This window comes from Streptomyces sp. NPDC007905, from assembly GCF_042959345.1.
Lineage (GTDB): Bacteria > Actinomycetota > Actinomycetes > Streptomycetales > Streptomycetaceae > Streptomyces.
In genome coordinates this window covers 14,147-38,640 of sequence record NZ_JBIBKS010000008.1, presented here as the reverse complement: position 1 = coordinate 38,640, position 24,494 = coordinate 14,147, and the positions used below count along the sequence as shown (strand labels likewise).

Annotated in this window: 19 protein-coding genes and 2 pseudogenes; 11 read left to right on the top strand and 10 right to left on the bottom strand. The window is 72.0% G+C overall.

Annotated features, from left to right (window positions below):
• Positions 1–227: 227 nt before the first annotated feature.
• From ACFZDC_RS15900 to ACFZDC_RS15880, 5 genes and pseudogenes are all read right to left on the bottom strand, one after another.
• Positions 228–2,477: a heavy metal translocating P-type ATPase gene (locus ACFZDC_RS15900; protein ID WP_391324127.1), complete on the bottom strand. Its 2,250-nt coding sequence runs from the start codon at positions 2,475–2,477 to the stop codon at positions 228–230.
• Positions 2,478–2,619: 142 nt separating this feature from the next.
• Positions 2,620–2,859, bottom strand: a complete 240-nt coding sequence (locus ACFZDC_RS15895; RefSeq protein WP_391324125.1) for a cation transporter — start codon at positions 2,857–2,859, stop codon at positions 2,620–2,622.
• Between the two features lie 75 nt (positions 2,860–2,934).
• Entirely contained in the window at positions 2,935–3,252 is a 318-nt protein-coding gene (locus ACFZDC_RS15890; RefSeq protein ID WP_391324571.1) for a hypothetical protein, read from the bottom strand.
• A gap of 52 nt (positions 3,253–3,304) precedes the next feature.
• A pseudogene (locus ACFZDC_RS15885) lies at positions 3,305–3,424 on the bottom strand (PrsW family intramembrane metalloprotease); the annotation flags it as partial.
• A 204-nt stretch (positions 3,425–3,628) separates the two neighbouring features.
• A complete protein-coding gene (locus ACFZDC_RS15880; RefSeq protein WP_391324123.1) occupies positions 3,629–4,276 on the bottom strand; it encodes a TetR family transcriptional regulator in 648 nt (215 codons plus the stop codon).
• A 162-nt stretch (positions 4,277–4,438) separates the two neighbouring features.
• Between ACFZDC_RS15880 and ACFZDC_RS15875 the strand changes: the two genes are divergently transcribed.
• Positions 4,439–6,676, top strand: coding sequence for an MMPL family transporter (locus ACFZDC_RS15875; protein WP_391324121.1), 2,238 nt, complete (start codon positions 4,439–4,441; stop codon positions 6,674–6,676).
• Between the two features lie 46 nt (positions 6,677–6,722).
• On the top strand, positions 6,723–7,766 hold the full coding sequence (locus ACFZDC_RS15870; protein WP_391324120.1) for a zinc-binding dehydrogenase: 1,044 nt from the start codon (positions 6,723–6,725) through the stop codon (positions 7,764–7,766).
• Here the strand turns inward: ACFZDC_RS15870 and ACFZDC_RS15865 are convergent.
• From ACFZDC_RS15865 to ACFZDC_RS15850, 4 genes and pseudogenes are all read right to left on the bottom strand, one after another.
• Positions 7,747–8,309, bottom strand: a pseudogene (locus tag ACFZDC_RS15865) (GNAT family N-acetyltransferase). The gene ACFZDC_RS15870 and the pseudogene ACFZDC_RS15865 overlap by 20 nt on opposite strands.
• Positions 8,310–8,385: 76 nt before the next feature.
• Positions 8,386–8,586, bottom strand: coding sequence for a MerR family transcriptional regulator (locus ACFZDC_RS15860; protein WP_391324118.1), 201 nt, complete (start codon positions 8,584–8,586; stop codon positions 8,386–8,388).
• Between the two features lie 255 nt (positions 8,587–8,841).
• The gene (locus ACFZDC_RS15855; RefSeq protein ID WP_391324116.1) at positions 8,842–9,381 is read right to left on the bottom strand and encodes a hypothetical protein; all 540 of its coding nucleotides are present in this window, start codon (positions 9,379–9,381) and stop codon (positions 8,842–8,844) included.
• Positions 9,382–9,648: 267 nt separating this feature from the next.
• On the bottom strand, positions 9,649–10,563 hold the full coding sequence (locus ACFZDC_RS15850; RefSeq protein ID WP_391324114.1) for a TIM barrel protein: 915 nt from the start codon (positions 10,561–10,563) through the stop codon (positions 9,649–9,651).
• Between the two features lie 125 nt (positions 10,564–10,688).
• Here ACFZDC_RS15850 and iolC point away from each other — a divergent pair, with 125 nt between their 5' ends.
• The 6 genes from iolC (at position 10,689) to ACFZDC_RS15820 (ending at position 18,683) form a co-directional block, all read left to right on the top strand.
• The gene (gene iolC, locus ACFZDC_RS15845) at positions 10,689–11,639 is read left to right on the top strand and encodes a 5-dehydro-2-deoxygluconokinase (protein WP_391324112.1); all 951 of its coding nucleotides are present in this window, start codon (positions 10,689–10,691) and stop codon (positions 11,637–11,639) included.
• A 71-nt stretch (positions 11,640–11,710) separates the two neighbouring features.
• The gene (locus tag ACFZDC_RS15840; RefSeq protein WP_391324544.1) at positions 11,711–12,583 is read left to right on the top strand and encodes a deoxyribose-phosphate aldolase; all 873 of its coding nucleotides are present in this window, start codon (positions 11,711–11,713) and stop codon (positions 12,581–12,583) included.
• 7 nt (positions 12,584–12,590) lie between these two features.
• On the top strand, positions 12,591–13,415 hold the full coding sequence (gene iolB, locus ACFZDC_RS15835; RefSeq protein ID WP_391324110.1) for a 5-deoxy-glucuronate isomerase: 825 nt from the start codon (positions 12,591–12,593) through the stop codon (positions 13,413–13,415).
• Positions 13,412–15,298, top strand: coding sequence for a 3D-(3,5/4)-trihydroxycyclohexane-1,2-dione acylhydrolase (decyclizing) (gene iolD, locus ACFZDC_RS15830; protein WP_391324108.1), 1,887 nt, complete (start codon positions 13,412–13,414; stop codon positions 15,296–15,298). Before iolB ends, iolD begins: the two co-directional genes overlap by 4 nt.
• A gap of 15 nt (positions 15,299–15,313) precedes the next feature.
• Positions 15,314–16,816, top strand: a complete 1,503-nt coding sequence (gene mmsA / locus ACFZDC_RS15825; RefSeq protein WP_391324106.1) for a CoA-acylating methylmalonate-semialdehyde dehydrogenase — start codon at positions 15,314–15,316, stop codon at positions 16,814–16,816.
• Between the two features lie 469 nt (positions 16,817–17,285).
• Positions 17,286–18,683: an amino acid permease gene (locus ACFZDC_RS15820; RefSeq protein ID WP_391324104.1), complete on the top strand. Its 1,398-nt coding sequence runs from the start codon at positions 17,286–17,288 to the stop codon at positions 18,681–18,683.
• A gap of 19 nt (positions 18,684–18,702) precedes the next feature.
• Here the strand turns inward: ACFZDC_RS15820 and ACFZDC_RS15815 are convergent, their stop codons facing one another.
• Positions 18,703–19,110, bottom strand: a complete 408-nt coding sequence (locus tag ACFZDC_RS15815) for a GNAT family N-acetyltransferase (protein WP_391324102.1) — start codon at positions 19,108–19,110, stop codon at positions 18,703–18,705.
• 115 nt (positions 19,111–19,225) lie between these two features.
• On the opposite strand from ACFZDC_RS15815, the gene ACFZDC_RS15810 reads away from it, so the two are divergent.
• The 3 genes from ACFZDC_RS15810 (at position 19,226) to ACFZDC_RS15800 (ending at position 24,412) form a co-directional block, all read left to right on the top strand.
• Positions 19,226–21,877, top strand: a complete 2,652-nt coding sequence (locus ACFZDC_RS15810; protein ID WP_391324100.1) for an alpha/beta fold hydrolase — start codon at positions 19,226–19,228, stop codon at positions 21,875–21,877.
• Positions 21,874–22,737: an ABC transporter permease gene (locus tag ACFZDC_RS15805; protein WP_391324098.1), complete on the top strand. Its 864-nt coding sequence runs from the start codon at positions 21,874–21,876 to the stop codon at positions 22,735–22,737. Before ACFZDC_RS15810 ends, ACFZDC_RS15805 begins: the two co-directional genes overlap by 4 nt.
• A 157-nt stretch (positions 22,738–22,894) precedes the next feature.
• Positions 22,895–24,412 (top strand): von Willebrand factor type A domain-containing protein, encoded by a 1,518-nt coding sequence (locus ACFZDC_RS15800; protein ID WP_391324096.1) that lies wholly within the window; start codon positions 22,895–22,897, stop codon positions 24,410–24,412.
• Positions 24,413–24,494 lie beyond the last annotated feature (82 nt).

Here is a 24,494-nt window from a genome sequence, read left to right as displayed (position 1 = left end):
CATCGCCAACTTAGACCTTCGAACCCCTTCGATGGTTACGTTCGCATCACTGTGATCTGCGTCTCTTGCATATGTCCCTTAGGTGCGCAAGAGCCCCGATACGGCGATCGGGGCCCAAGCGTAAGGATGATGCGCGAGCCTTGTGAAGAGCTTATGTGAGGCTCGCGCCGGACTCTAGGGGGTCTCTTACTTCCCCTGCACCTACCCCCCGGTAATCTTTGACGGCTTCAGCGGAAGCCGCGCAGCCGCAGGCTGTTGGTCACCACGAACACCGAGGAGAAGGCCATCGCCGCGCCCGCGATCATCGGGTTCAGCAGGCCCGCGGCGGCCAGCGGCAGCGCGGCCACGTTGTAGCCGAAGGCCCACACCAGGTTGCCCTTGATGGTGGCCAGGGTGCGCCGGGAGAGCCGGATGGCGTCCGCGGCCACCCTGAGGTCCCCGCGCACCAGCGTGAGATCCCCGGCCTCGATCGCCGCGTCCGTGCCGGTCCCCATCGCCAGTCCAAGATCGGCGGTGGCCAGCGCGGCCGCGTCGTTGACGCCGTCGCCGACCATGGCCACGGCGCGTCCCTCGCCCCGCAGCCGTCGTACGACCTCCACCTTGTCCTCGGGGAGCACCTCGGCGATCACCTCGTCGATGCCGACGGCCCGTGCGACGGCCTCGGCGACCGTCCGGTTGTCCCCGGTGAGCAGCACCGGCGTGAGCCCGAGCGCGCGCAGCTCGCGCACGGCCTCGGCGCTGGTCTCCTTGACCGCGTCCGCGACGGCGAGGACACCGCGGGCCTGCCCGTCCCAGCCGACCGTGACGGCGGTGCGGCCCTCCCGCTCGGCCTGCCGCGCGGCCCGGGCCAGCTCCTCGGGCAGCGCCTCGAACAGCCGCCCCACGGCCACCTCGCGGCCTTCCACGCGCCCGCGCACGCCCCGCCCGGGGACGTTCTCGAAGTGCTCGACCCCGGGGAGGGTCCCGGTCCGCTCCTCGGCGCCGGCGGCGATCGCCCGGGCGACGGGGTGCTCGGAGGCGTGCTCGAGCGCGCCCGCGAGCCGCAGCACCTGCTTCGCGTCCTCGCCGTCGGCGGCGTACACCTCCTGGAGGGTCATCCGGCCGGTGGTGACGGTGCCGGTCTTGTCCAGGACGACGGTGTCGACGCGACGCGTGGACTCCAGCACCTCGGGGCCCTTGATGAGGATGCCCAGCTGGGCGCCGCGGCCGGTCCCGACCATCAGTGCTGTGGGCGTGGCGAGGCCGAGCGCGCAGGGGCAGGCGATGATCAGGACGGCGACGGCGGCCGTGAACGCGGCGACCGCGTCCCCGGTGACGCCCAGCCAGACGCCGAAGGTGGCGAGCCCGATGAGGATGACGACGGGGACGAAGACGGCGGAGATCCGGTCGGCGAGCCGCTGTACCTCGGCCTTGCCGTTCTGCGCGTCCTCCACGAGCTTCGCCATCCGGGCGAGCTGGGTGTCCGCGCCGACCCGGGTCGCCTCGACCACCAGCCGGCCGCCCGCGTTGACCGTGGCGCCGGTGACCCGGTCGCCGGGGCCGACGTCCACCGGCACCGACTCGCCGGTCAGCATGGAGGCATCCACCGCGGAGACGCCCTCGACGACCGTGCCGTCGGTGGCGATCTTCTCCCCGGGCCGTACGACGAACCGGTCGCCCACGGCCAGGGAGGCCACCGGCACGCGCACCTCGCGCCCGCCTCGCAGCACGGCCACGTCCTTGGCGCCCAGCTCCATCAGGGCCCTCAGGGCCGCGCCCGCGCGCCGCTTGGAGCGGGCCTCCAGATAGCGGCCGAGGAGGATCAGCGCGACCACCCCGGCGGCGACCTCGAGGTAGAGGGTGGAGGCGCCGTCCATCCGCGAGACGGTGAACCGGAACTCGTCGTGCATGCCGGGCCTGCCCGCGTCGCCGAAGAACAGCGCCCACAGCGACCAGCCGAAGGCGGCCAGCGTGCCGACCGAGACCAGTGTGTCCATGGTGGCGGCACCGTGCCGGGCGTTGCTCCAGGCGGCCCGGTGGAAGGGCCATCCACCCCAGGCGACGACCGGTGCGGCGAGCGTGAGCGAGAGCCACTGCCAGTTGTCGAACTGCAGCGCGGGGACCATGGCGAGCAGTACGACGGGGGCGGCGAGCAGCGCGGAGACGAGCAGGCGATGGCGGAGGGCGGCGAGTTCGGGATCCTGTTCGGCGGTCTCCTCGACCCCGGCTTCGGGCTCCGGCGGCGGGGGCTCCTCGGCGGTGTATCCGGTCTTCACCACGGTCGCGATCAGGTCGGCGACCTGGACACCCTCGGCGTAGCTGACCTTCGCCTTCTCCGTCGCGAAGTTCACCGTGGCGCTGACGCCGTCCATGCGGTTGAGCTTCTTCTCCACCCGGGCGGCGCAGGAGGCACAGGTCATCCCGCCGATGAGCAGCTCGACCTCGGACGTGCCGCCTATCGCGCTCGCCGTCTCGGTCTGTGTGGTGGTGCTGGGCATGTCCGGACTCCAGACATCGGACCGGGCCGTACGGATCCAGTATCAGCTGGTCGGCACGGCACGGCCCGGTCGGGGAAAGGTTTCGGGGCCCGCGCACGTGCGGCGGGCCCGGTCACTCGGGTGCTGTTGTGGGGCCCTGCCCTCAGGCCCTGCCGGCCAGCTCGAAGCCCGCCTCGTCCACGGCGGCGCGGACGGCCTCGTCGTCGAGCGGGGCCTCGGAGACGACGGTCACCTCACCGGTCGACGCCACGGCCTTGACGGAGCTGACGCCGGGGATCTGGGAGATCTCGCCGGAGACGGAGCCCTCGCAGTGGCCACAGCTCATGCCGGTCACCTGGTAGACGGTGGTGACGGAGCCCGAAGTGTCGGTCTGGGCGCTCATGTGGTTCTCCTCGTCGAGGCGTGTGGGGCCGGTGGGGCTCGGGGTGGAGCCCCCACACTTCCTCACGGTATACCCCTAGGGGGTATTTTCCCAAGAGGGTCCCGGCGTGCCGGTGACCGCACCCCAGGCGATCCCGGGCAACGTGACGAGTATCCGCCGCCGCCCGGGAGCGACGTGAACAGATGTTCCCCTTCGGCGCCGGGTCGTGGGCTGTACCCCTGCGGGCAACAGCTCAGGTTCCGGGCCGGTGCCCGACAGCCGGGCCACCAGCCGGATCGCGATGCCGTGCGTGGCGTCCCACAGAGCGTGCAGCATCGAGACGCCGAGGCAGGCGTCGGCGACCGGCGCGGCGAGGCGGAAGTGCCCGTTCGGGCGGCGCTGGGAGAGCAGCACGCCCCGCGATCGCCGTCCACGGACCGTGCCCGAAAGGAGCGAGCGCCCCGCGAGGGATCTCCGTCTCCAGCAGAGCTCTGAGGTCGATGTCCTCGGCGGAGACGGCCGCGTTGAAGGCGTACCCGGAGCTCTCCCGGGCCGCGATGCCGAGGCCGACGGCCGCGCCGAGCACCAGCCCGGCCCGCGTCCCGCGGATGCCAAGGCCCGCGCCGATGCGGGGGTGCGGCGCCGGAGGCTGCTGGGGCCCGGAAGGCGGCCCCGGGGCATGCCGGGCGGCGGAGAGCGGGTCACGGGGGCCCCCCGGACTCCTGCTGGACGAGCTATCCGCACTTCAGGCAGATGCGCCCCGTGTCGCAGTCCGGGCACCTCCGTGGGATCACGTACGGCCGAGCCGGCCGCCCACCAGGGGGCCGAGGTAGCGGACGAGGACGTCCTTGACCTCCTGGACGTAGGCCGCCCGCTCGGCGCCCTCGTGGGCGAGGACCAGCTCCAGACCGGCCTTGTAGATGCCGAGGCAGACGTGGGCCGTGCGGGTGACGTCGGTCGGGGAGGTCTCGGGCAGCAGCGAGGCGAGCAGGGCCTCGATACGGGCGATCAGGGTGGCGTGCAGCTGGTCGTGCGCCTCGGTGATCCCGCCCGGGATGTCGGGGCCGTGCATCAGTGCGAAGAACACCGGGTGCTCGGTGTTGAAGGCGATGAACCGGTCGACCGCCGCGCCGATGGCCTCCTGCAGTGGCGTGGCGGGGTCGACGGGGGCCAGCGCCTCGCCGTAGGTCTCCCGCATCTCGTGCATGAGCCGGTCGCCCAGTTCGATCGCGATCGCTTCCTTGTTCGGGAAGAACTGGTAGAGCGTGCCCGGTGAGACGCCCGCCTCCCGGGCGATGGCGTTGGTGCTGGCGGCCGTGTAACCGGTGGTGCAGAAGACCTGGGCGGCGGCGGCGAGGAGCTGCGCGATACGGCGTTCACCGCGTGCCTGGCGGCGGCGCGGCTGCGCGTTGTCCGAGGTCTCCGAGGTGTCGGACACGCGATCTCCCCAGCCCTTCGAAGGCGATTGACAAACACGAGCGGTCGCTCGCATTCTTGGGGAACGCGAGCGATCTCTCGTGTTTGCCAGTTTAGTGGGCAATGACCGACCCATGCTGCCTGCCTGCACAGACATGGGTCACGGTGAAGGGGACACCGCACGATGACCGAAGCCAACAAGGCACCGCGCACCGGGGACGGACCACCCCGCCCCGGCGGCTGGACCCCCACCGTCATCGCCCGCCCGCGCCTGTCGCTGCTGGTGGCCCTCGTGCTCACCGCGCTCGCCGTGCTGGCCGGCAGCGGGGTCGCGGACCATCTGGGCAGCGGCGGCTGGGAGGACCCGGCCGCCGAGTCGACCTACGCGACCAAGGCGTTGGAGCGCGCCTTCCCCGACTCCCAGCCCAACCTGCTGCTCCTGGTGGACTCCGGCCGCGCCTCGGTCGACGACCCGGCGGTCGCCGCCGCGGCCCGCGCCCTGGCCGAGCGGCTGACCACGGAGAAGGGCGTGACCGGTGTCGGCTCCTACTGGCAGGCCGATCCCTCGGCGGCTCCCGCCCTGCGCGCCAGGGACGGCCACGAAGCACTGATCGCCGCCCGCATCACCGGCGACGAGAACGCGATGGCCCAGACCCTGGACCGCATAGCGCCCCACTACCGGGGCGCGCACGGCCCGGTCCGGGTGAAGGTCGGCGGCATCGTCGCGGTACGGCACGAGATGCAGACGGTCATCAAGGAGGACCTCACCCGTGCCGAGATGATCGCCCTGCCGATCACGCTGGTCCTGCTGGTGATGGTCTTCGGCAGCGCCGTCGCCGCCCTGCTGCCGCTGGGCATCGGCGTCGTCGCGATCCTCGGCACGAACGCGGTGCTGCGCGGCCTGACGTCCTTCACCGACGTCTCGGTCTTCGCGTTGAACCTCACCACCGCCCTCGGTCTCGGCCTCGCCATCGACTACGCCCTCTTCATCGTCCGTCGCTACCGCGAGGAACTGTCCACCGGAGCCGACCCGTCGACCGCCATCGGTACGACACTGCGCACGGCCGGCCGCACGGTGCTGTTCTCCGCCCTCACCGTCGCGGTCTCCCTGGCCGCCATGATGGTCTTCCCCCAGTACTTCCTGCGGTCCTTCGCCTACGCCGGCGTCGCCGTGGTCCTGCTCGCCGCGGCGGCCGCCCTGATCCTGCTCCCGGCGGCCCTGATCCTGCTCGGCCACCGGGTCAATTCCCTCGACCTGCGCCGCCTGCTGAGAAGGGGCCGCGAACCGAGGCCCGCGGGCGCCGAGGGCACGGCCTGGGCCCGGGCCGCCACGCTGGTGATGCGTCGCGCACCGCTCTTCGCGCTCGGCACCACCGCCCTGCTGGTGATCCTCGGACTGCCTTTCATGGGCGTGAAGTTCGGCACCGCGGACGACCGCCAGCTGCCGTCGGGTGCCGAGTCGCACGTGGTGCAGCAGCACATCCGGGACGGCTTCCCGGGCAGTCCCGGTGGCGGCCTCGAGGTCCTCGCCGAGGGCAGGGCCACCAAGACGCAGTACGCCGCCTACAAGGAGCGGGTGGCCGCCCTGCACGAAGTGGCCCGGGTCGACGGCCCCCTGGTCAAGGGCGACGCGGCCTACTTCACGGTGCAGCCCAGGGGCGAGGCCGTCGACGGCGGCGCCCAGCGCCTGGTCGGTGACCTGCGCGCGCTGAAAGCCCCTTTCGGCACCAAGGTGACCGGCACGGCCGCCGTCCTGGTCGACTCCAAGCACGCGATAGGCGAACGCCTGCCCTGGGCAGGGGCCTTCATCGCGGTCGTCACCCTGCTGCTCGTCTTCCTGCTCACCGGCAGCGTGCTGATACCCCTGCAGGCGGTGGTGCTCAACGCGCTCAGCCTGACGGCGATGTTCGGCGCGGTGGTCTGGGTGTTCCAGGACGGCCACCTCTCGGACGCGCTCGGCTTCACCAGCTCCGGCTCGATAGAGACCACCCTGCCCGTCCTCATGTTCTGCGTGGCCTTCGGCCTCTCCATGGACTACGGCGTCTTCCTGCTCTCCCGCATCAAGGAGGAGTACGACCGCACCGGTGACCACAACGAGGCGGTCCGGCACGGGCTGCAGCGCACCGGCGGGCTGATCACCGCGGCCGCGGTCATCCTCGCGGTGGTGATGGTGGCCATCGGCACCTCCCGAGTGACCAACACCAAGATGCTGGGCCTCGGCATCGCGCTCGCGGTGCTGATGGACGCGATGGTCGTGCGCAGCCTCCTGGTCCCGGCGATCATGCGGCTCACGGGCCAAGCCACCTGGTGGGCCCCGGCCCCCCTGCGCCGTTTCCACCAGCGGTTCGGACTCAGCGAGGGCGAACCGGCCGCGCCCGCGGAGGCGAAGGAGTCGGCGGGGGCGGGAACCGCTGCCCGCTGACCACGAACGGTGTGAGGCCGGCGGCTTCCATGGAAGGGTGGGGCCCATGAGAGCCGTGGTGTTCGAGCAGTACGGGGAGCCTGCCGGGGTGCGGGAGGTGCCGGACCCGGAGCCCGTCGAGCACGGGGTCGTGGTCCGGGTCGAGGCGACCGGGCTGTGCCGCAGTGACTGGCACGGCTGGATGGGGCATGACCCGGACATCACCCTGCCGCATGTGCCGGGGCACGAACTCGCCGGGGTGGTCGAGGCGGTGGGCGCCCGGGTGAGCGGCTGGCGGCCCGGCGACCGGGTCACCGTGCCCTTCGTCTGCGCCTGTGGCAGCTGCCCGTCCTGCGCGGCCGGCGACCAGCAGGTGTGCGAGCGCCAGACGCAGCCGGGCTTCCACCAGTGGGGCTCCTTCGCCCAGTACGTGGCCCTCGACCATGCCGATGTGAACCTGGTCGCCATCCCGGACGAGATGGCCTACGGCACGGCCGCGGCCCTCGGCTGCCGCTTCGCCACCGCCTTCCGCGCGGTGGTGCAGCAGGGCCGGGTGGCGGCGGGGGAGTGGGTCGCGGTGCACGGCTGCGGCGGGGTCGGGCTGTCGGCCGTGATGATCGCGGCCGCCTCGGGGGCACGGGTGGTCGCCGTCGACGTAGCGCCCCAGGCCCTTGACCTGGCGCGGAAGTTCGGGGCGGCGGAGTGCGTGGACGCGACCGGGGTGTCCGACACGGCGGCGGCCGTCCGGGAGCTGACCGGCGGCGGCGCCCACCTCTCCCTCGACGCCCTCGGCTCGCCCGCCACCTGCGCGGCCTCCGTCGGCTCCCTGCGCCGCCGCGGCCGGCACGTCCAGGTGGGCCTGCTGCCCTCGCCGGACGGCACCACCCCCGTCCCGCTGGCCCGCGCCATCGCCCTGGAACTCGAACTCCTCGGCAGCCATGGCATGGCCGCCCACGCCTATCCGGGGATGCTGGAGCTGGTCAGGGCCGGAGCGCTGCGCCCCGACCTGCTGGTGACTCGGACGATCACACTCGACGCGGTCCCGCAGGCCCTCGCCGCCATGGGTACGGCGCCGGGGGCGGGGGTCACGGTCATCGAGCCGTGGCGCTGAGCGCGGCCCACTCACGGTCGAGGATCGCCATGATCACCTCGTCGGCCCACTCGCCGTCCCGCCGCTGCACCTCCCGCCGTACACCCTCGACCACGAAGCCGGCCTTCTCGTAGAGGCGCAGGGCCCGGTGGTTGTGCGCGTAGGCCGCCAACTCGATCCGGTGCACCCGAGGTCCCCGAAACCGTGGGCGACGATCAGCCGGGTCGCCTCGGTGCCGACACCGCGGCCGCGGCCCCGGGGGCCGATGAGCGTGCGGAAGGTGCAGCTGCGGGCCGCCGGGTCGTACTCGTACAAGACGACCTCGCCCAGGACCTCACCGGTCGTGGGGTCGGTGACGGCCAGGTCGAGGCGGTCGGGGGCGTCGGCCCGGGAGCCGTACCAGGACCGCAGTCGTTCCGGGGTCGGGCCGGTCGACGGCTCGAAGGTGAAACGGACGACCTCGGGGTCGGTGACGATCTCCCACATGACATCGGCGTCGGCCTCGGTGAAGGGCCGCAGGACGGTCTTGCGGCCGGTCAGGACCGGTTTGACGGAGAAGCTCATGGGACGACTGTGCCCCACGCCCAAGGTGGGGCACAGGTCCTTTTTCCGGGACGGTACAGAGCTCGTGTCCGCCGGGTCAGTCCACTCTTCGGCCCCGGTTGCCCGGTCGGGAGGCGACCCAGGCCCGGACGGTGTCGGCGTACCAGTAGGGCTTGCCGCTCTCCACATGGTCGGGCGGAGGCAGCAGGCCGTGCTTGCGGTAGGACCGTACGGTGTCCGGCTGCACCCGGATGTGCGCCGCGATCTCCTTGTAGGACCAGAGCTTTCGGTCGGTCATGAGTTGCACCTCCCCGCGCACGCCGCGGCGGCGGCCGGGGGCGGCCGTCGGGGGAGCCGGGCGCTGCGCTGGCGATCACCATGCCTGTGCCCGGTGAACGACACAGAGTGACCGTGGGACAGCGGCTGTTGACCGGACGTGACCGAGAGGCCGCGTAGGTGCGACATCTGTGACAGAAAGGAGGTGTTTGTGACGCACCCGCAGCAATGGTGGGCGCCGGCACACGGGCGGGGCGTGTTGACGGGAGCGCCGGAATCAGCCCGTCGTGGCCCTCTCGCCCACCAGTTCCTCGAGTTCCCGGCCGGACTCCGGCGCCAGGCGGTACACGCCCTGCAGGCTCACCGCACTGCGCAGCTCGCCGTCCTCCACGTACTTGACCTGCCGTTCACCGCGTCGCGACCGGTAGGTGAGCCGGCCGAGCAGGTCGGCGGGCACCGGGCGGTCGAAGGCGAGCGGGGCGCCGGGCCGGCCGACGACGAGCTCGCTCGCACAGCTGACCTCCAGCAGCGCCCAGTGGGCCAACCGCGCGCGCTCCTCGGCGCCCAGCCGCTCCTCGACCGTGCCGTCGTACTCCAGGACCCCGGTGACATGCAGGGATCCGAGCACCCACAGCCGCTTGCGGAAGACCCGTACCGGCAGGACGCGGTCGCCCGGCTGCACGCCCGCCCGCCGGTAGCTGGGCATCGACTGGTGCGGGCCGGCGAACAGCACGCCCAGCGGATCGCCCGTGCGGCCACGGGAGACGAGCGCCTTGCAGAGGTCGTTGGTCCACAGGGCGGTGTACACGTCAGGCATGGAGCGAACGGTATCGGCCCCCGCTGAACACCGTGAGGGTGCGCACCGTCCGTCCAGCCGACGACGGGCGGGCCGGCGCCTGTCGCGTCGGGGCCGGCCCGCCGGCCTCCCCGTATCACCCCGGGCGGCTTCCCGGCTCCCTCGCGGCGGCGACCAGGCGCGCACCGCCCGCGCGGAGCCGGGGGCACCGCCCGCGACCAGCGCAGCAACACCTCGTCCAGAGGGCGAACCGCTCGGTTCGGGCGGTGCGGCGCGGACGGGTGGTGGTCATGCCCCGCAGGACCTCAGGAACGCCCGGGTCCGCTGCGCGATCGGCAGCGGCTTGTCCGGCTCGCAGGGGTACATGTCCTGCTCGACGATCGCGAACAGGTCGACGTCCAGCCGCTGCGCCGCCTCAAGCACCAGCCCCAGTTCCGGCACCCCGGACGGCGGCTCGCACATCACGCCCTGGGCGACCGCCGGGCCGAACGGTGTGCCCTTCGCGCGCACGTCGGCCAGGATCTCCGGGTCCACCTGCTTCAGGTGCAGATAGCCGATCCGCTCGCCGTAGGTCTCGATCAGCTTGACGCTGTCCCCGCCGCAGTACGCGTAGTGCCCGGTGTCCAGGCACAGCGACACCAGATCGGAGTCCGTGCCGTCGAGGAAGCGGGTGACGTTCTCCTCGCTGTCGATGTGGGTGTCGGCGTGCGGGTGGACCACGATCGCCAGGCCGTAGCGCTCCCGCACCTCGCGGCCGAGGCGCTCGGTCAAAGACGTGAGGTTCCGCCACTGCCCGGGGGTCAACGTGTCGGGCTCCAGCACCTCGCCCGTCTTGTCGTCCCGCCAGAAGGACGGGATGACCACCAGGTGGCGGGCGCCCATCGCCTGCGTCAGCGCGGCGATGTCGCAGACGTGCGCCCAGGTCCTGTCCCACACGGCGGCGCCGTGGTGCAGACCCGTGAAGACGGTGCCGGCCGACACCCGCAGACCGCGCCGGGCGGTCTCCTCGGCGAGTACCTCCGGGTCGGTGGGGAGATAGCCGTAGGGGCCCAGCTCGATCCACTCGTAGCCGGAGTCGGCGACCTCGTCGAGGAAGCGCTGCCAGGAGACCTGCCGCGGATCGTCCGGGAACCACACGCCCCAGGAGTCGGGCGCCGATCCGATCCGGATACGGGACAGTGAGGAGGGTGACAAGGACGTCATGGCCGTCAGCGTGCGGGCGCGCGGAAAGCGGTGTCAAGGCCTGGTCCGAATGTCTGGACAAAACATTGACAGGGCTCGGCGTGGAGGGCTAGAAAGCCGGGGAGAGCCGTGACGAAGGGAAGCCGATGGCGTACGACCTGATCACCATGGGGCGGATCGGAGTGGACCTCTACCCGCTGCAAACCGGCGTCCCGCTCGCCCAGGTGTCGTCCTTCGGCAAGTTCCTCGGCGGGTCGGCGACGAACGTCGCGGTGGCCGCGGCCCGGCTCGGCCGGCACACCGCCGTGATCACCCGCACCGGAGACGACCCGTTCGGCGCCTATCTGCACGAGGCCCTGCGCGGCTTCGGCGTCGACGACCGCTGGGTCACTACGGTGGCCGGACTGCCCACGCCGGTCACCTTCTGCGAGGTCTTCCCGCCGGACGACTTCCCGCTGTACTTCTACCGGCAGCCCAAGGCGCCGGACCTGGAGATCGACGGCCACGAGCTGGACCTGGACGCCATCCGGGACACCCGGGTCTTCTGGGTCACCGGCACCGGCCTGAGTGAGGAGCCGAGCCGTACGGCGACTCTCGCGGCCCTCGCCCACCGCGCCAAGACCGGTACGACGGTCTTCGACCTCGACTGGCGGCCCATGTTCTGGCGGGACCCCGAGTCCGCCCGCCCCTTCTACGCCGAGGCCCTGCGCCACACCACCGTCGCCGTCGGCAATCTCGACGAGGTGGAGGTCGCCACCGGGGTGCGCGAACCCCATGCGGCGGCCCGCGCGCTGCTGGCCGCCGGGGTCGAGATCGCCGTGGTCAAGCAGGGACCCAAGGGTGTCCTCGCGGTCAGCGCTTTTGGAGATTCGGCCGAGGTCCCGCCCCTCCCCGTCACCGTCCTCAACGGACTGGGCGCCGGTGACGCCTTCGGCGGCTCCCTGTGCCACGGACTGCTGGAGGGCTGGGACCTGGAGACGATCATGCGGCACGCCAATGCGGCCGGCGCCATCGTCGCCTCCCGCCTGGAGTGCTCCTCCGCGATGCCCACCCCGGACGAGGTGGCCGCCGCGCTCGAGGCCGGAGCGGTGCTGTGAGGGCCGGCCGCGTGACGGGCACCCGCACCGAGGGCGGGGACGGGGCCCGGCAGCCCCGCGTGGAGGTCTCGATGCTGGTCCACACCCGCACCCACCACCCCGAGGCGATCGCCGAGGCCGCCGCCCGCCGGACCCGCCGCCCGCTGCTGAACACGAGCGGCCGTCTGATGATCGTCGCCGCCGACCACCCGGCACGCGGCGCGCTCGGCGTCGGTGACCGCAGGCTCGCCATGGCCAACCGCACCGACCTGCTGGAACGCCTGTGCCTCGCGCTGTCCCGCCCCGGCGTCGACGGCGTCCTCGCCACCGCCGACATCCTCGACGACCTGCTGCTGCTCGGCGCCCTCGACAACAAGGTCGTCATGGGCTCCATGAACCGCGGCGGCCTGCAGGGCGCCAGCTTCGAGCTGGACGACCGCTTCACCGGCCACCGCCCCGAGGACATCCAGCGCCTCGGCTTCGACGCCGGCAAGCTGCTGCTGCGCATCGACTACGACGACCCGGGCTCCCTGACCACCCTGGAGTCCACCGCCCGCGCCATCGACGACATGGCCGCCCGCCGGCTGCCCGTCTTCGTCGAGCCGTTCATCAGCCGCCGCACCCCGGAAGGGAAGCTGAAGAACGACCTGTCCGCCGACGCGGTCACCAGGTCCATCGCCATCGCCTCCGGCCTGGGCGGCTCCTCCGCCTACACCTGGCTGAAGGTGCCGGTGACCGAGAACCCCGACGACATGGCCCGGGTCATGGAGACCTCCACCCTGCCGGCCGTGCTGCTCGGCGGTGACATCGGCGACTCACCCGAGGAGCAGGTCGCCGCGTACGAGAAGTGGCGCGGCGCGCTCCAACTGCCCACCGTGCGCGGCCTGGTGGTCGGCCGCTCGCTGCTGTACCCGGCGGACGGCGATGTGGCCGCCGCCGTGGACACCGCCGTAGGACTGCTGTGAGGGCCGCATGACCAGCACCGACCTGCACCTGCCCCGGGGCGCCACCGCGAACGCCCAGTACACCGTCGACATCGACCCCAAGCGGGCCGGCTGGACGCACAGCAGCCTGCGCGTCGTGGAGCTGACACCGGGCGGCACGCATACGTTCACCACCGGGGACAGTGAGTGGATCGTGCTTCCGCTACAAGGCGGATGTACCGTACAAATCGAGGGCAACGAGTTCCAACTCCTGGGCCGGGACAGCGTGTTCGCGGACGTCTCCGACTTCGCGTACGCCCCCCGGGACGCCCGGGTCCAGATCGCCTCCGGCGCGGGAGGCCGCTTCGCCCTGGCAGGAGCGAAGTGCGAGCGACGACTCCCCGCCCGCTACGGCCCCGCGCCGGAGGTCCCCGTCGAGGAGCGCGGCAGCGGCAGCTGCGCCCGCCACGTGCGCAACTTCGCCTCCGCTGACGCCTTCCACTGCGACAAGCTGATCGCCGTCGAGGTGATCACCCCTGGCGGCAACTGGTCCTCGTACCCGCCGCACAAGCACGACGAGCACCGGCCGGGCGAGGAGTCCGAGCTGGAGGAGATCTACTACTTCGAGATCGACGGCCCGAACGGTCTCGGCTATCAGCGCGTATTCCCCTCGCGTGAGGGCGGATCCGACGTCCTCGCCGAGGTCCGCTCCGGCGACGCCGTCCTCGTCCCCGACGGCTGGCACGGCCCGTCGATCGCCCAGCCGGGCCACGCCATGTACTACCTGAACGTCATGGCAGGGCCCGGCGGGACCCGGGAGTGGCGGATCTGCTTCCACCCGGACCACGTAGAGAGCACAAGGGGGTACCGATGACGACCTCGACGACGAGGCTCACGGTCGCGCAGGCACTCGTACGCTTCCTCGCCGCCCAGTACACGGAACGCGACGGGCGGCGGCAGCGGCTGATCGGCGCCACCTGGGGCATCTTCGGGCACGGCAACGTGGCCGGCCTCGGCCAGGCACTGATCGAGTACGCCGACGTCATGCCGTATCACCAGGGCCGCAACGAGCAGTCCATGGTGCACGCGGCGGTCGGCTACGCCCGCCAGTCGAACCGGCTGTCCACCCACGCCGTGACCACCTCCATCGGCCCGGGCGCGACCAACCTGGTCACCGGCGCCGCCCTCGCGACCATCAACCACCTCCCGGTCCTGCTGCTGCCCGGCGACGTCTTCGCCACCCGCCCCGCCGACCCGGTCCTGCAGCAGCTGGAGCTGCCCTACGCGGGCGATGTGTCGGTCAACGACACCCTGCGCCCGGTGTCGAGGTACTTCGACCGGATCACCCGGCCCGAGGCCCTGATCCCCAGTGCCCTGCAGGCGATGCGGGTCCTCACCGACCCGGTGGAGACCGGCGCGGTCACCCTCGCGCTGCCGCAGGACGTGCAGGCCGAGGCGTACGACTGGCCGGAGGAGTTCTTCGCCGAGCGCGTGTGGACCGTACGGCGTCCCGGTGCGGACCCGACCGAGCTGGCGGAGGCGGTCCGGGCGATCCGTTCCGCCCGCAGGCCACTGGTCATCGCGGGGGGCGGAGTCCACCACAGCCGCGCCGAGGAGACCCTCGCCGAGTTCGCGGAGTCCACCCGCATACCGGTCGCCTCCACCCAGGCCGGCAAGGGCTCCCTGCGCCACGACCACCCCCAGGACGTCGGCGGTGTCGGCCACACCGGCACCGCCACCGCCGACGAGCTGGCCCGCACCGCGGACCTGGTGATCGGCGTGGGCACCCGGTACACGGACTTCACGACCGCCTCCGGAACCCTCTTCGAGAACCCGGACGTCCGCTTCCTGAACCTCAACATCGCACCCTTCGACGGTCACAAGCTGGCCGGACTGCCGCTGATCGCCGACGCCCGCAGCGGTCTGGGCGAGCTGACCGAGGCGCTGGGGATGCACGGACACCGGGCCGCCGACTCCTACGTCACCGAGTACACCGAGGACAAGGAGCGCTGGGAGCAGCGTGTGGACGCCTGCTTCGAGGCGGACGAGCCGGACATCAGGCCGACCCAGCCGCAGGTCATCGGCGCCCTCGACGCCCTGGTGGACGAGTCCGACATCATCATCAGCGCGGCCGGCTCGCTCCCCGGCGACCTGCACAAGCTGTGGCGGGCGCGGTCCTGCGACCAGTACCACCTGGAGTACGGCTACTCCTGCATGGGCTACGAGATCCCCGCCGCGATCGGCGTGAAGCTCGCCGCTCCCGAGCGGAACGTGTGGGCGCTGGTCGGCGACGGGACGTACCTGATGATGCCGACGGAGATCGTGACCGCCGTACAGGAAGGCATCGCGATCAAGATCCTGCTGGTGCAGAACCACGGATACGCCTCCATCGGCGGTCTCTCGGAGTCCGTGGGCGGCGAGCGGTTCGGCACGGCCTACCGCTTCACCTCGGACGACGGCACCTTCACCGGCGCCCCGCTGCCCGTCGACCTCGCCGCCAACGCGGCCAGCCTGGGCATGCGGGTGCTGCGCGCGAAGACCGTACGCGACCTGCGCGCGGCGCTCGCCGAGGCGCGGGCCGCCGACACTCCCACATGTGTCTACGTGGAGACCAAAACGGCCGACACTGTGTCGGGCGCGCCTCCGGCGCAGGCCTGGTGGGATGTTCCTGTGGCCGAGACCGCGACCCGATCGTCCGCGGTCAAGGCCCGAGAGCTGTACGAACGGCACGTCTCGACCCGACGCCGCCATCTGTAAAAGGAGTTTCTGGGCATGACGAAGATCGTCAACCACTGGATCGGCGGCAAGACCGTCGAAGGCGCGTCGGGTACGTACGGGCCGGTCACGGACCCGGCGACCGGCGAGGTCACCACGAAGGTCGCGTTCGCGTCGGTCGAGGAGGTGGACGCGGCCGTCGCCGCGGCCAAGGACGCCTTCGCGACCTGGGGCCAGTCCTCGCTGGCCCAGCGCACCTCGATCCTCTTCACGTTCCGTGCGCTGCTGGACGCCCACCGGGACGAGATCGCGGAGCTGATCACCGCCGAGCACGGCAAGGTGCACTCCGACGCGCTCGGCGAGGTGGCGCGCGGCCTGGAGATCGTCGACCTGGCCTGCGGCATCAGCGTCCAGCTGAAGGGCGAGCTGTCCACGCAGGTCGCCAACCGGGTCGACGTGGCCTCGATCCGCCAGCCGCTCGGCGTCGTCGCCGGCATCACGCCGTTCAACTTCCCGGCGATGGTCCCGATGTGGATGTTCCCGATCGCCATCGCGACCGGCAACACCTTCGTGCTCAAGCCGTCCGAGAAGGACCCGTCGGCCTCCGTCAGGATCGCCGAGCTGCTGGCCGAGGCCGGTCTGCCCGACGGTGTCTTCAACGTCGTGCACGGCGACAAGGTGGCCGTCGACCGCCTCCTGGAGCACCCGGACGTCAAGGCCGTCTCCTTCGTCGGCTCCACCCCGATCGCCCGCTACATCCACACCACGGCCTCCGCCCACGGCAAGCGCGTCCAGGCCCTCGGCGGCGCCAAGAACCACATGCTGGTGCTGCCGGACGCCGACCTGGACGCGGCGGCGGACGCGGCGGTCTCGGCGGCGTACGGCTCGGCGGGCGAGCGCTGCATGGCCATCTCCGCGGTCGTCGCGGTCGGCGCCATCGGTGACGAACTGGTCGACAAGATCCGTGAGCGGGCCGAGAAGATCAAGATCGGCCCCGGCAACGACCCGGCCTCCGAGATGGGCCCGCTCATCACGAAGGTCCACCGCGACAAGGTGGCCTCCTACGTCGAGGGCGCCGCCGCCGAGGGCGCCGAGGTCGTCCTGGACGGCACCGGCTACACGGTCGACGGCTTCGAGGACGGCCACTGGATCGGCATCTCACTGCTGGACAAGGTGCCGACCAGCGCGAAGGCGTACCGGGACGAGATCTTCGGTCCGGTGCTGTGCGTGCTGCGCGTGGACACCTACGAGGAGGGCGTGGCCCTCATCAACGCCTCGCCGTTCGGTAACGGCACCGCGATCTTCACCCGGGACGGCGGCGCGGCCCGCCGCTTCCAGCTGGAGATCGAGGCCGGCATGGTCGGCGTGAACGTCCCGATCCCGGTCCCGGTGGGCTACCACAGCTTCGGCGGCTGGAAGGACTCGCTCTTCGGTGACCACCACATCTACGGCAACGACGGCACGCACTTCTACACCCGCGGCAAGGTCGTCACCACCCGCTGGCCCGACCCGGCCGACGCGCCGGCCGGCGTGGACCTCGGCTTCCCGCGCAACCACTGAGACACGTTCGGTGCCCCGTCCTCCCCGTCGGAGAGGGCGGGGCACCGGTGTGTTCGGCCCCGCTGCCTCCTGAATTCACTTCGGCCCGACGGACCTGCACGCGACTGGTCTGCCTGTCCGGATTCCGGACGACCTGACATTTTTTTGACGCGTCGGCTGCGGTTCTCGTTACGGTGGGATGAAACGGGTGGCGAAGGGATGTCGGGCGGATGACCTTTAAAAACAAGGTCACAAGTGACTGGGGCTTGATGGATGCACCTATAGGGCGTCATGGCCTGCGAAAGTGATGCCGCGTAACTCTTGGTAGAAGTGCGGATTCCGAAGGTAAACGGCCATTGACGTGACGGTTTTCGTCGGGGTTCTCTATGCAACGCCGGGAGCGGACGAGATGAACGTACGACGAGCCGCCGGAGGCGATAGCGCTCCCGTCCCCCACCCTCAGTCGCACGAGTCGATCGGAACCCGCCGCATGACCGACACGCTCCGCCCTGTCGAGACAGCCCTCCTTGAGGACTCGAACAGCCCTCAGAAGCTCAAGCGTTCCATCGGCGTCGTCGGCGGCACCCTGCTGACGCTCTCCTGCGTCACGCCCGCCTCCACGCTCTTCGTCATCGTGCCCGACCTGTTCTCCAGCCTCGGCACCGCGACCGCCCTCTGCATCGCCATCGGGGCGCTGCTCTGTATCCCCGTGGCCTTCTGCTACTCGGAACTGGGCACCCTCATTCCCAGCGCCGGCGGCGAGTACGCCATGGTCTCCACCCTGGCCGGACGGCTCGCCGGCTGGCTGGCCTTCGTGATGTCGCTCCTCGTCGTGGTGATCGTCCCGCCGGTCATCGCGATGGGCACCGCCGACTACCTCGCCCCGATCGTCCACCTCGACCCGTCCTGGACCGGCGCAGCAGTGATGATCGCGGCCACCCTCGCCGGCCTGCTGGACCTGCGCGCCAACGCCTGGATCACCGGCATCTTCCTGGTCCTCGAGGTCGTCGCGGCCGGTGTGGTCGCCCTCCTCGGCTTCGTGCACACCCACCGCGGCGTGGGCAGCCTCACCTCCCTGCAGGTGGCCGGCGGCCACCCCCACGTGGATCCCGTCACGGCCATGATGGTCGTCTCCGGACTCGCCATCGCGCTCTTCGTCACCCAGGGCTTCTCCACCGCCGTCTACCTCTCCGAGGAACTGGAGGACCCGCGCCGCAATGTCGCCCGCACCGTCCTCGCGACGCTGGCCATCTCCAGCGTGGTCATCCTGGTGCCGGTCGCCGCGATCACCCTGGGCGCCGGTGACCTGAAGGCCCTGACCGGCGGCGACATCAGCAGCATGGTCATCGCCTGGAGCAACTCGGCCGTCGGTACCTTCGTCAGCCTGTGCGTCGCCCTCGCGATCATCAACGCGGGCATCGTCATGGTCATCCAGAACTCCCGCGTCCTGTTCGCCTCCGCCCGCGACAAGGCCTGGCCCGCGCCCGTCAACAACGCCCTGTCCAAGCTCGGCCGGTTCGGCTCCCCCTGGGTCGCCACCCTCGTCGTCGGCGTCCCCGGAGCGGTCCTCTGCTTCGTCAACCTGGACACCTTGTACGGCGTCACCGGCGTTGCCGTCACCGGCCTGTACCTGCTGGTCGCGATCGCCACGCTGCTCGGCCGGCGCGGTGCGCACGGCACCAGGAAGGCGTGGCGGATGCCGCTGTGGCCCGCGATGCCGGTGCTGCTGATCGCTGTCCTCGTCTACATCCTCGTGGAGCAGGACCCCTCGTACCTGCTGTGGACCGGCGGCATCACCGCGGTCGCCACGCTCTACTGGGCCTTCTACCTCCGCCCGCGCCGGGACACCCGCTGGCTGGTGTCCATCCCGGAGGACGCGCAGGCGTAACCCGTCGGCACCCGGAGTCTCAGAACTCCCACGTCACGACCGCGCACGTCCCGTCGCCCCTGCCGCCCGCACTCCGATAGGCGGCAAGGGCGACGTCGTTCCCGGTGTCGACCCCGACCCACATGCCGTAGCAGCCCCGCTCCCGTGCCAGCTCCGCGAGCCGCAGCACCAGCGCCCGCCCGATCCCGCGACGGCGGTACGGCTCCGCCACCGCCAGCTCGTACAGGAACATCTCGGCGCCCTTGTCGGGGTGGACGGTCTCCACACCGCTGACGAAGCCGGCGACGGTCCCGTCCGCGTAGGCCAGCAGCAGATGGTGGCCCGGGGTGGTGAGGAAACGCTCCACCCACTCGGGGCGGGCGGGGTTATCGAACAGGTGCTCGGCGGCGACGACTTCGGCGACGGTGGCCGCCCTCCTGATCCGCATGGCCCTTCGTACCACGCCCGAAGTACACCGGGGCAGACCTGTACTCCCCAAGGAGGGCCCCGGGTTCAGCCCGGGGGCTCCGTCGGATGTCAGCGGCGGCCCGTACCGTTGAGGCATGGATCTTCGAGGGCCCGCGCTGCGAGGGCTGCTGAAGGGGCCGCGCCGGCTGATGGCCGCCGCGGCCGCCGTCGTGGTGCTCGCCGGCGCCGGCACCTGGACGGCCGTCGCCTCCGACGCCGCGCCGCCGGTGCACCGCAGCGACCGCGTCATGGCCATGGCCGACGGGACGCGCATCGACACCTCGTACTTCACCGGCGGCTCCACCGGCCGCCGCCCCGCCGTCCTGCTGGGGCACGGCTTCGGCGGCAGCAAGGACGACGTACGCCGGCAGGCCGAGGACCTCGCCCGCGACGGATACGCGGTGCTGACCTGGTCGGCACGCGGCTTCGGCCACTCGAGAGGGAAGATCGGGCTGAACGACCCCAAGCACGAGGTGGCCGACGTCTCCCGGCTCATCGACTGGCTGGCGAAGCAGCCGCAGGTGCGCCTCGACAAGCCGGGCGACCCGCGCGTGGGCGTGGCCGGAGGCTCCTACGGCGGGGCGATCTCCCTGCTCGCCGCCGGCTACGACCGCCGCGTCGACGCCATCGCCCCGGCCGTCACCTACTGGAACCTCGCCGACGCCCTGTTCCCGGACGGCGTGTTCAAGAAGCTGTGGGCCGGCGTCTTCTTCAACACCGGGGGCGGCTGCGCCAGGTTCGAGCCCGCCCTGTGCCGGATGTACGACCGGGTCGCCGAGTCCGGCACCCCGGATGCCGCCGCCCGCAAGCTGCTGGAGGAGCGCTCGCCGTCCGCGGTCGCCGACCGCATCAAGGTGCCCACGCTGCTGGTGCAGGGCCAGACCGACTCCCTGTTCACCCTCGCCCAGGCCGACGCGGCCGAAAAGGCGATCCGCGCCAACGGCGCCCCGGTGGACGTCGACTGGATCGCGGGCGGGCACGACGGCGGCGACATGGAGAGCAGCCGGGTGCAGGGCCGGGTGACGGCCTGGTTCGACCGCTACCTCAAGGGCGAGAAGTCCGCCGACACCGGCCCCGCCTTCCGGATCACCCGCACCGGAGGCGTCGACTCCACCGACGGCGCCGCCCAGCTGCGCGGCGCGAGCACCGACGCCTACCCCGGCCTGCGCGACCACCGGCGCACCATCGCCCTCACCGGCGGCCGGCAGCACGTCGTCAACCCGGCCGGGGCCAGTCCCCCCGGCGTCTCCGCCCTGCCCGGACTCGGCGGCTCCGGCGGCCTCGCCCAGCTGTCCGCGCTCGGCGTCGGGGTCTCCCTCGACTTCCCCGGCCAGTACGCGAAGTTCGACTCGGCACCGCTGCCCCGCGACCTGCGGATCACCGGCTCGCCCACCGTGACCGCCCACGTCACCTCCACCAGCGAGGACGCCGTCCTGTTCGGCAAGGTCTACGACGTCGGCCCCGACGGCACCCGGCAGGTGCTGCCCTCCCAGCTCGTCGCCCCCCTCAGGGTCACCGGCGCCAAGAACGGCAAGGACGTCACGATCGCCCTCCCGGCGATCGACCACGAGGTCCAGAAGGGCCACCGGCTCCGCCTGGTCCTCGCCTCCACCGACCTCGGCTACGCCTCACCGGCCGCCCCGGCGACCTACACCGTCACCGTCCAGGGACGGCTGAGCGTGCCGACGGCCCCCGCCGTCACCACCGCCGCGGCCCCCCTGCCCGCCTGGGTGTGGTGGCTGCCCCTGGCCGGAGCCGTCGCCGCGCTCGCCCTGCTGCTCACCGGCCGCCGCCGTACGACCGCCCCCGCGCCCGCCCCGGAACTCGCCGACGTCCCGCTGCAGATAACGGACCTGAGCAAGCGGTACGCCCGGTCCGCCGACCGGTACGCGGTGCGCGAGCTGTCCTTCCGCGTGGAGAAGGGCCAGGTGCTCGGGCTGCTCGGGCCCAACGGCGCGGGCAAGACCACCACCCTGCGCATGCTGATGGGCCTGATCACACCGGACGGCGGCGAGATCCGTGTCTTCGGCCACGCCATCCGGCCCGGCGCGCCCGTGCTGTCGAGGGTCGGCGCCTTCGTGGAGGGCGCGGGCTTCCTGCCGCACCTGTCCGGCCGGGAGAACCTGGAGCTGTACTGGCGGGCCACCGGCCGGCCGGCCGGGGACGCCCACCTGGACGAGGCCCTGCAGATCGCCGGCCTCGGCGACGCCCTCGCCCGCGCGGTGCGCACCTACTCCCAGGGCATGCGCCAGCGCCTCGCCATCGCCCAGGCCATGCTCGGCCTGCCCGACCTGCTCATCCTGGACGAGCCCACCAACGGCCTCGACCCGCCCCAGATCCGCGAGATGCGCGAGGTGATGATCCGCTACGCGGCCGGCGGCCGCACGGTGATCGTCTCCAGCCATCTCCTCGCCGAGGTCGAGCAGTCCTGCACCCACCTGGTGGTGATGGACCACGGCCGGCTGGTCCAGGCCGGGCCGGTGCGGGAGATCGTGGGCTCCGGCGACACCCTGCTGGTCGGCACCGGCACGGCCGTGGCGGAGCCGATCGTGGAGAAGGTGGCCGCACTGCCCGGCGTCGACTCCGCCGTACGCACCGAGGACGGGCTGCTGGTCCGCCTCGAACCCGGCGGCACGGCCGAGCGGCTGGTCGTGGAACTGGTGCGCCTGGAGGTACCCGTTGCCTCGGTCGGCCCTCACCGCCGCCTGGAAGACGCCTTCCTCACCCTGATCGGAGGTGCCCCGTGAGTACGCTCACCGAGCCCGTCGAGGTCGCCTCCGGCTACCGCGCGGGCCGCACCCTGCCGCTGCGGGTGGAGCTGATCCGCCAGCTCAAGCGGCGCCGCACGCTGATCATGGGCGGGATCCTCGCCGTCCTGCCGTTCGTGCTGCTCATCGCCTTCGCGATCGGCGGCAGCCCGTCGGGCCGCAACGGCCAGGTCACGCTGATGGACACGGCCACCGCGTCCGGTGCCAACTTCGCCGCGGTGAACCTGTTCGTCTCGGCGGGCTTCCTGCTGGTGATCCCGGTCGCCCTGTTCTGCGGGGACACGGTCGCCTCGGAGGCCGGCTGGTCCTCCCTGCGCTATCTGCTCGCCGCGCCCGTGCCCCGGGCCCGCCTGCTGTGGTCCAAGCTCGCCGTGGGGCTCGGGCTGAGCCTCGCCGCGATGGTGCTGCTGCCCCTCGTGGCCCTCGCGGTCGGCACGGCCGCGTACGGCTGGGGCCCGCTGCAGATCCCCACCGGTGGAGCGCTGGACCCGGGCACGGCGGCGCAGCGTCTGCTGGTCGTGGTGGCGTACATCTTCGTGTCCCAACTGGTCACAGCGGGACTGGCGTTCTGGCTGTCGACCCGGACGGACGCCCCGCTCGGCGCGGTCGGCGGCGCGGTCGGCCTGACCATCGTCGGCAACGTCCTGGACGCCGTCACCGCCCTCGGCCACTGGCGCGACTTCCTGCCCGCGCACTGGCAGTTCGCCTGGGCGGACGCCGTCCAGCCGCACCCCGAGTGGTCCGGCATGATCCAGGGCACCGCGATTTCCATCACGTACGCCCTCGTGCTGTTCGCCCTGGCCTTCCGGGGTTTCGCCCACAAGGACGTGGTCTCGTAGGTCACCGGAGGATCACCCACCGGTCTCGAAGGGCCGTTGCCGTGGCCGGTTCGAGATCCATCCGCAATGCCCCGGGTCGCACGTTCCGGCCCCCTGCGCCGTCACAGTCGGCAGAGGTCGCACACGTCGACGTCAACGAGCGCAGGGGGAAAGCGAGATGGAGCGGAACCGGGCACGGCGATCACGGCGGACACGCGGCACACTGCTCGCCCTCACGGCGGCGGGCACCCTGGTGCTGACGGCCTGCGGCGCGGGCGGCGCCGAGAACCAGTCCAACGGCCCCGACAACCGCGGCCTGCCCGCACCCGCACCCGCCCACGGGGACCAGGGCTTCGAGTCGGCCCCGTCCGACGGTCATCTGTCCACCTTCGCCCTCGACGTCGACACCGCCTCCTACACCTACGCCCGCCGCACCCTCGCCGACGGCCGCACACCCGACCCGTCGACCGTCCGCCCCGAGGAGTTCGTCAACAGCTTCCGCCAGGACTACCGCAGGCCCGACGGCAACGGCTTCTCCGTCACCGTCGACGGCGCCCGCACCGCCGAACCGAACTGGTCCCTGGTCCGCGTGGGTCTCGCCACCCGGACCGCCGAACCGACCGGGCACCGCCCGCCCGCCGCACTCACCTTCGTCATCGACGTCTCCGGCTCCATGGACGAACCCGGCCGCCTCGATCTCGCCCGGCAGTCCCTGAGCACCATGACGGACCGGCTGCGCGACGACGACTCGGTGGCCGTCGTCACCTTCAGCGAACACGCCCGAACCGTCCTGCCGATGACCCGGCTCGGCGGCCACCGCGGCGAGGTCCACGACGCCATCGACGGCCTCGAGGCACTGTCCTCCACCAACCTCGGCGCGGGCGTCGAGATCGGATACGCCACCGCCGTCGAGGGCCTGCGCAAGGGCGCCACCAACCGCGTCGTCCTGGTCTCCGACGCCCTCGCCAACGACGGCGAGACCAGCCCCGACGCCATCCTGCGCCGCATCGACTCCGCCCGCCGCGAGCACGGCATCACCCTCTTCGGGGTCGGCGTCGGCAGCGACTACGGCGACGCCCTCATGGAACGCCTCGCGGACAAGGGCGACGGCCACACCGCCTACGTCTCCGACGCCGACGAGGCACGCAAGGTCTTCTGCGGACAACTCCCGCAGAACATCGAGCTGACCGCCCGTGATGCCAAGGCCCAGGTCGCCTTCGACCCGCACACCGTCGCCGCGTTCCGCCTCGTCGGCTACGACGACCGCAAGGTCGCCGACGACGACTTCCGCAACGACCGCGTGGACGGGGGCGAGGTCGGCCCCGGCCACACGGTGACCGCTCTGTACGCGGTGCGCACCCGGCCGGGTGCCGACGGCCACCTCGCCACCGCCACCGTCCGCTGGCTCGACCCCTCGACCCGCGCCCCGCAGGAGGAGTCCGGCGCCCTGGAGACCGGTGCCCTGAAGGACTCCGTCCGGGAGGCGAGCCCCCGCTTCCAGGTCACGGCCGTGGCCGCCTACTTCGCCGACGCGCTGCGCGCCGGCACCGACCATGGCCCCGCTCTCCCCGGCGCCCCGAGCCTCACCCGGCTCGCCGCCCGGGCGGCCACGCTGGCCGGCACCACCGAGGACAGGGACGTACAGGCCCTCGCCGACGCGATCCGTGAGGCGGACCGCACGGACACCGCGGACTGAGACCCCGCACGCCCCATCGACCTTTCCTTACCTCCGAGCAAATCGACTCACCGGTACGTACGTTGGCCGGCACCAGCCGCGA

Bases quoted from the DNA above. Each gene is read 5' to 3' on its own strand.
- ACFZDC_RS15810 (WP_391324100.1), top strand. From the start codon at position 19,226: ATGGATCTTCGAGGGCCCGCGCTGCGAGGGCTGCTGAAGGGGCCGCGC.
- iolC (WP_391324112.1), top strand. From the start codon at position 10,689: ATGGCGTACGACCTGATCACCATGGGGCGGATCGGAGTGGACCTCTAC.
- iolD (WP_391324108.1), top strand. From the start codon at position 13,412: ATGACGACCTCGACGACGAGGCTCACGGTCGCGCAGGCACTCGTACGC.
- ACFZDC_RS15900 (WP_391324127.1), bottom strand. From the start codon at position 2,477: ATGCCCAGCACCACCACACAGACCGAGACGGCGAGCGCGATAGGCGGC.
- ACFZDC_RS15895 (WP_391324125.1), bottom strand. From the start codon at position 2,859: ATGAGCGCCCAGACCGACACTTCGGGCTCCGTCACCACCGTCTACCAG.
- ACFZDC_RS15840 (WP_391324544.1), top strand. From the start codon at position 11,711: ATGCTGGTCCACACCCGCACCCACCACCCCGAGGCGATCGCCGAGGCC.
- mmsA (WP_391324106.1), top strand. From the start codon at position 15,314: ATGACGAAGATCGTCAACCACTGGATCGGCGGCAAGACCGTCGAAGGC.
- ACFZDC_RS15850 (WP_391324114.1), bottom strand. From the start codon at position 10,563: ATGACGTCCTTGTCACCCTCCTCACTGTCCCGTATCCGGATCGGATCG.
- ACFZDC_RS15860 (WP_391324118.1), bottom strand. From the start codon at position 8,586: ATGACCGACCGAAAGCTCTGGTCCTACAAGGAGATCGCGGCGCACATC.
- ACFZDC_RS15815 (WP_391324102.1), bottom strand. From the start codon at position 19,110: ATGCGGATCAGGAGGGCGGCCACCGTCGCCGAAGTCGTCGCCGCCGAG.
- ACFZDC_RS15870 (WP_391324120.1), top strand. From the start codon at position 6,723: ATGAGAGCCGTGGTGTTCGAGCAGTACGGGGAGCCTGCCGGGGTGCGG.
- ACFZDC_RS15875 (WP_391324121.1), top strand. From the start codon at position 4,439: ATGACCGAAGCCAACAAGGCACCGCGCACCGGGGACGGACCACCCCGC.
- iolB (WP_391324110.1), top strand. From the start codon at position 12,591: ATGACCAGCACCGACCTGCACCTGCCCCGGGGCGCCACCGCGAACGCC.
- ACFZDC_RS15820 (WP_391324104.1), top strand. From the start codon at position 17,286: ATGACCGACACGCTCCGCCCTGTCGAGACAGCCCTCCTTGAGGACTCG.
- ACFZDC_RS15800 (WP_391324096.1), top strand. From the start codon at position 22,895: ATGGAGCGGAACCGGGCACGGCGATCACGGCGGACACGCGGCACACTG.
- ACFZDC_RS15855 (WP_391324116.1), bottom strand. From the start codon at position 9,381: ATGCCTGACGTGTACACCGCCCTGTGGACCAACGACCTCTGCAAGGCG.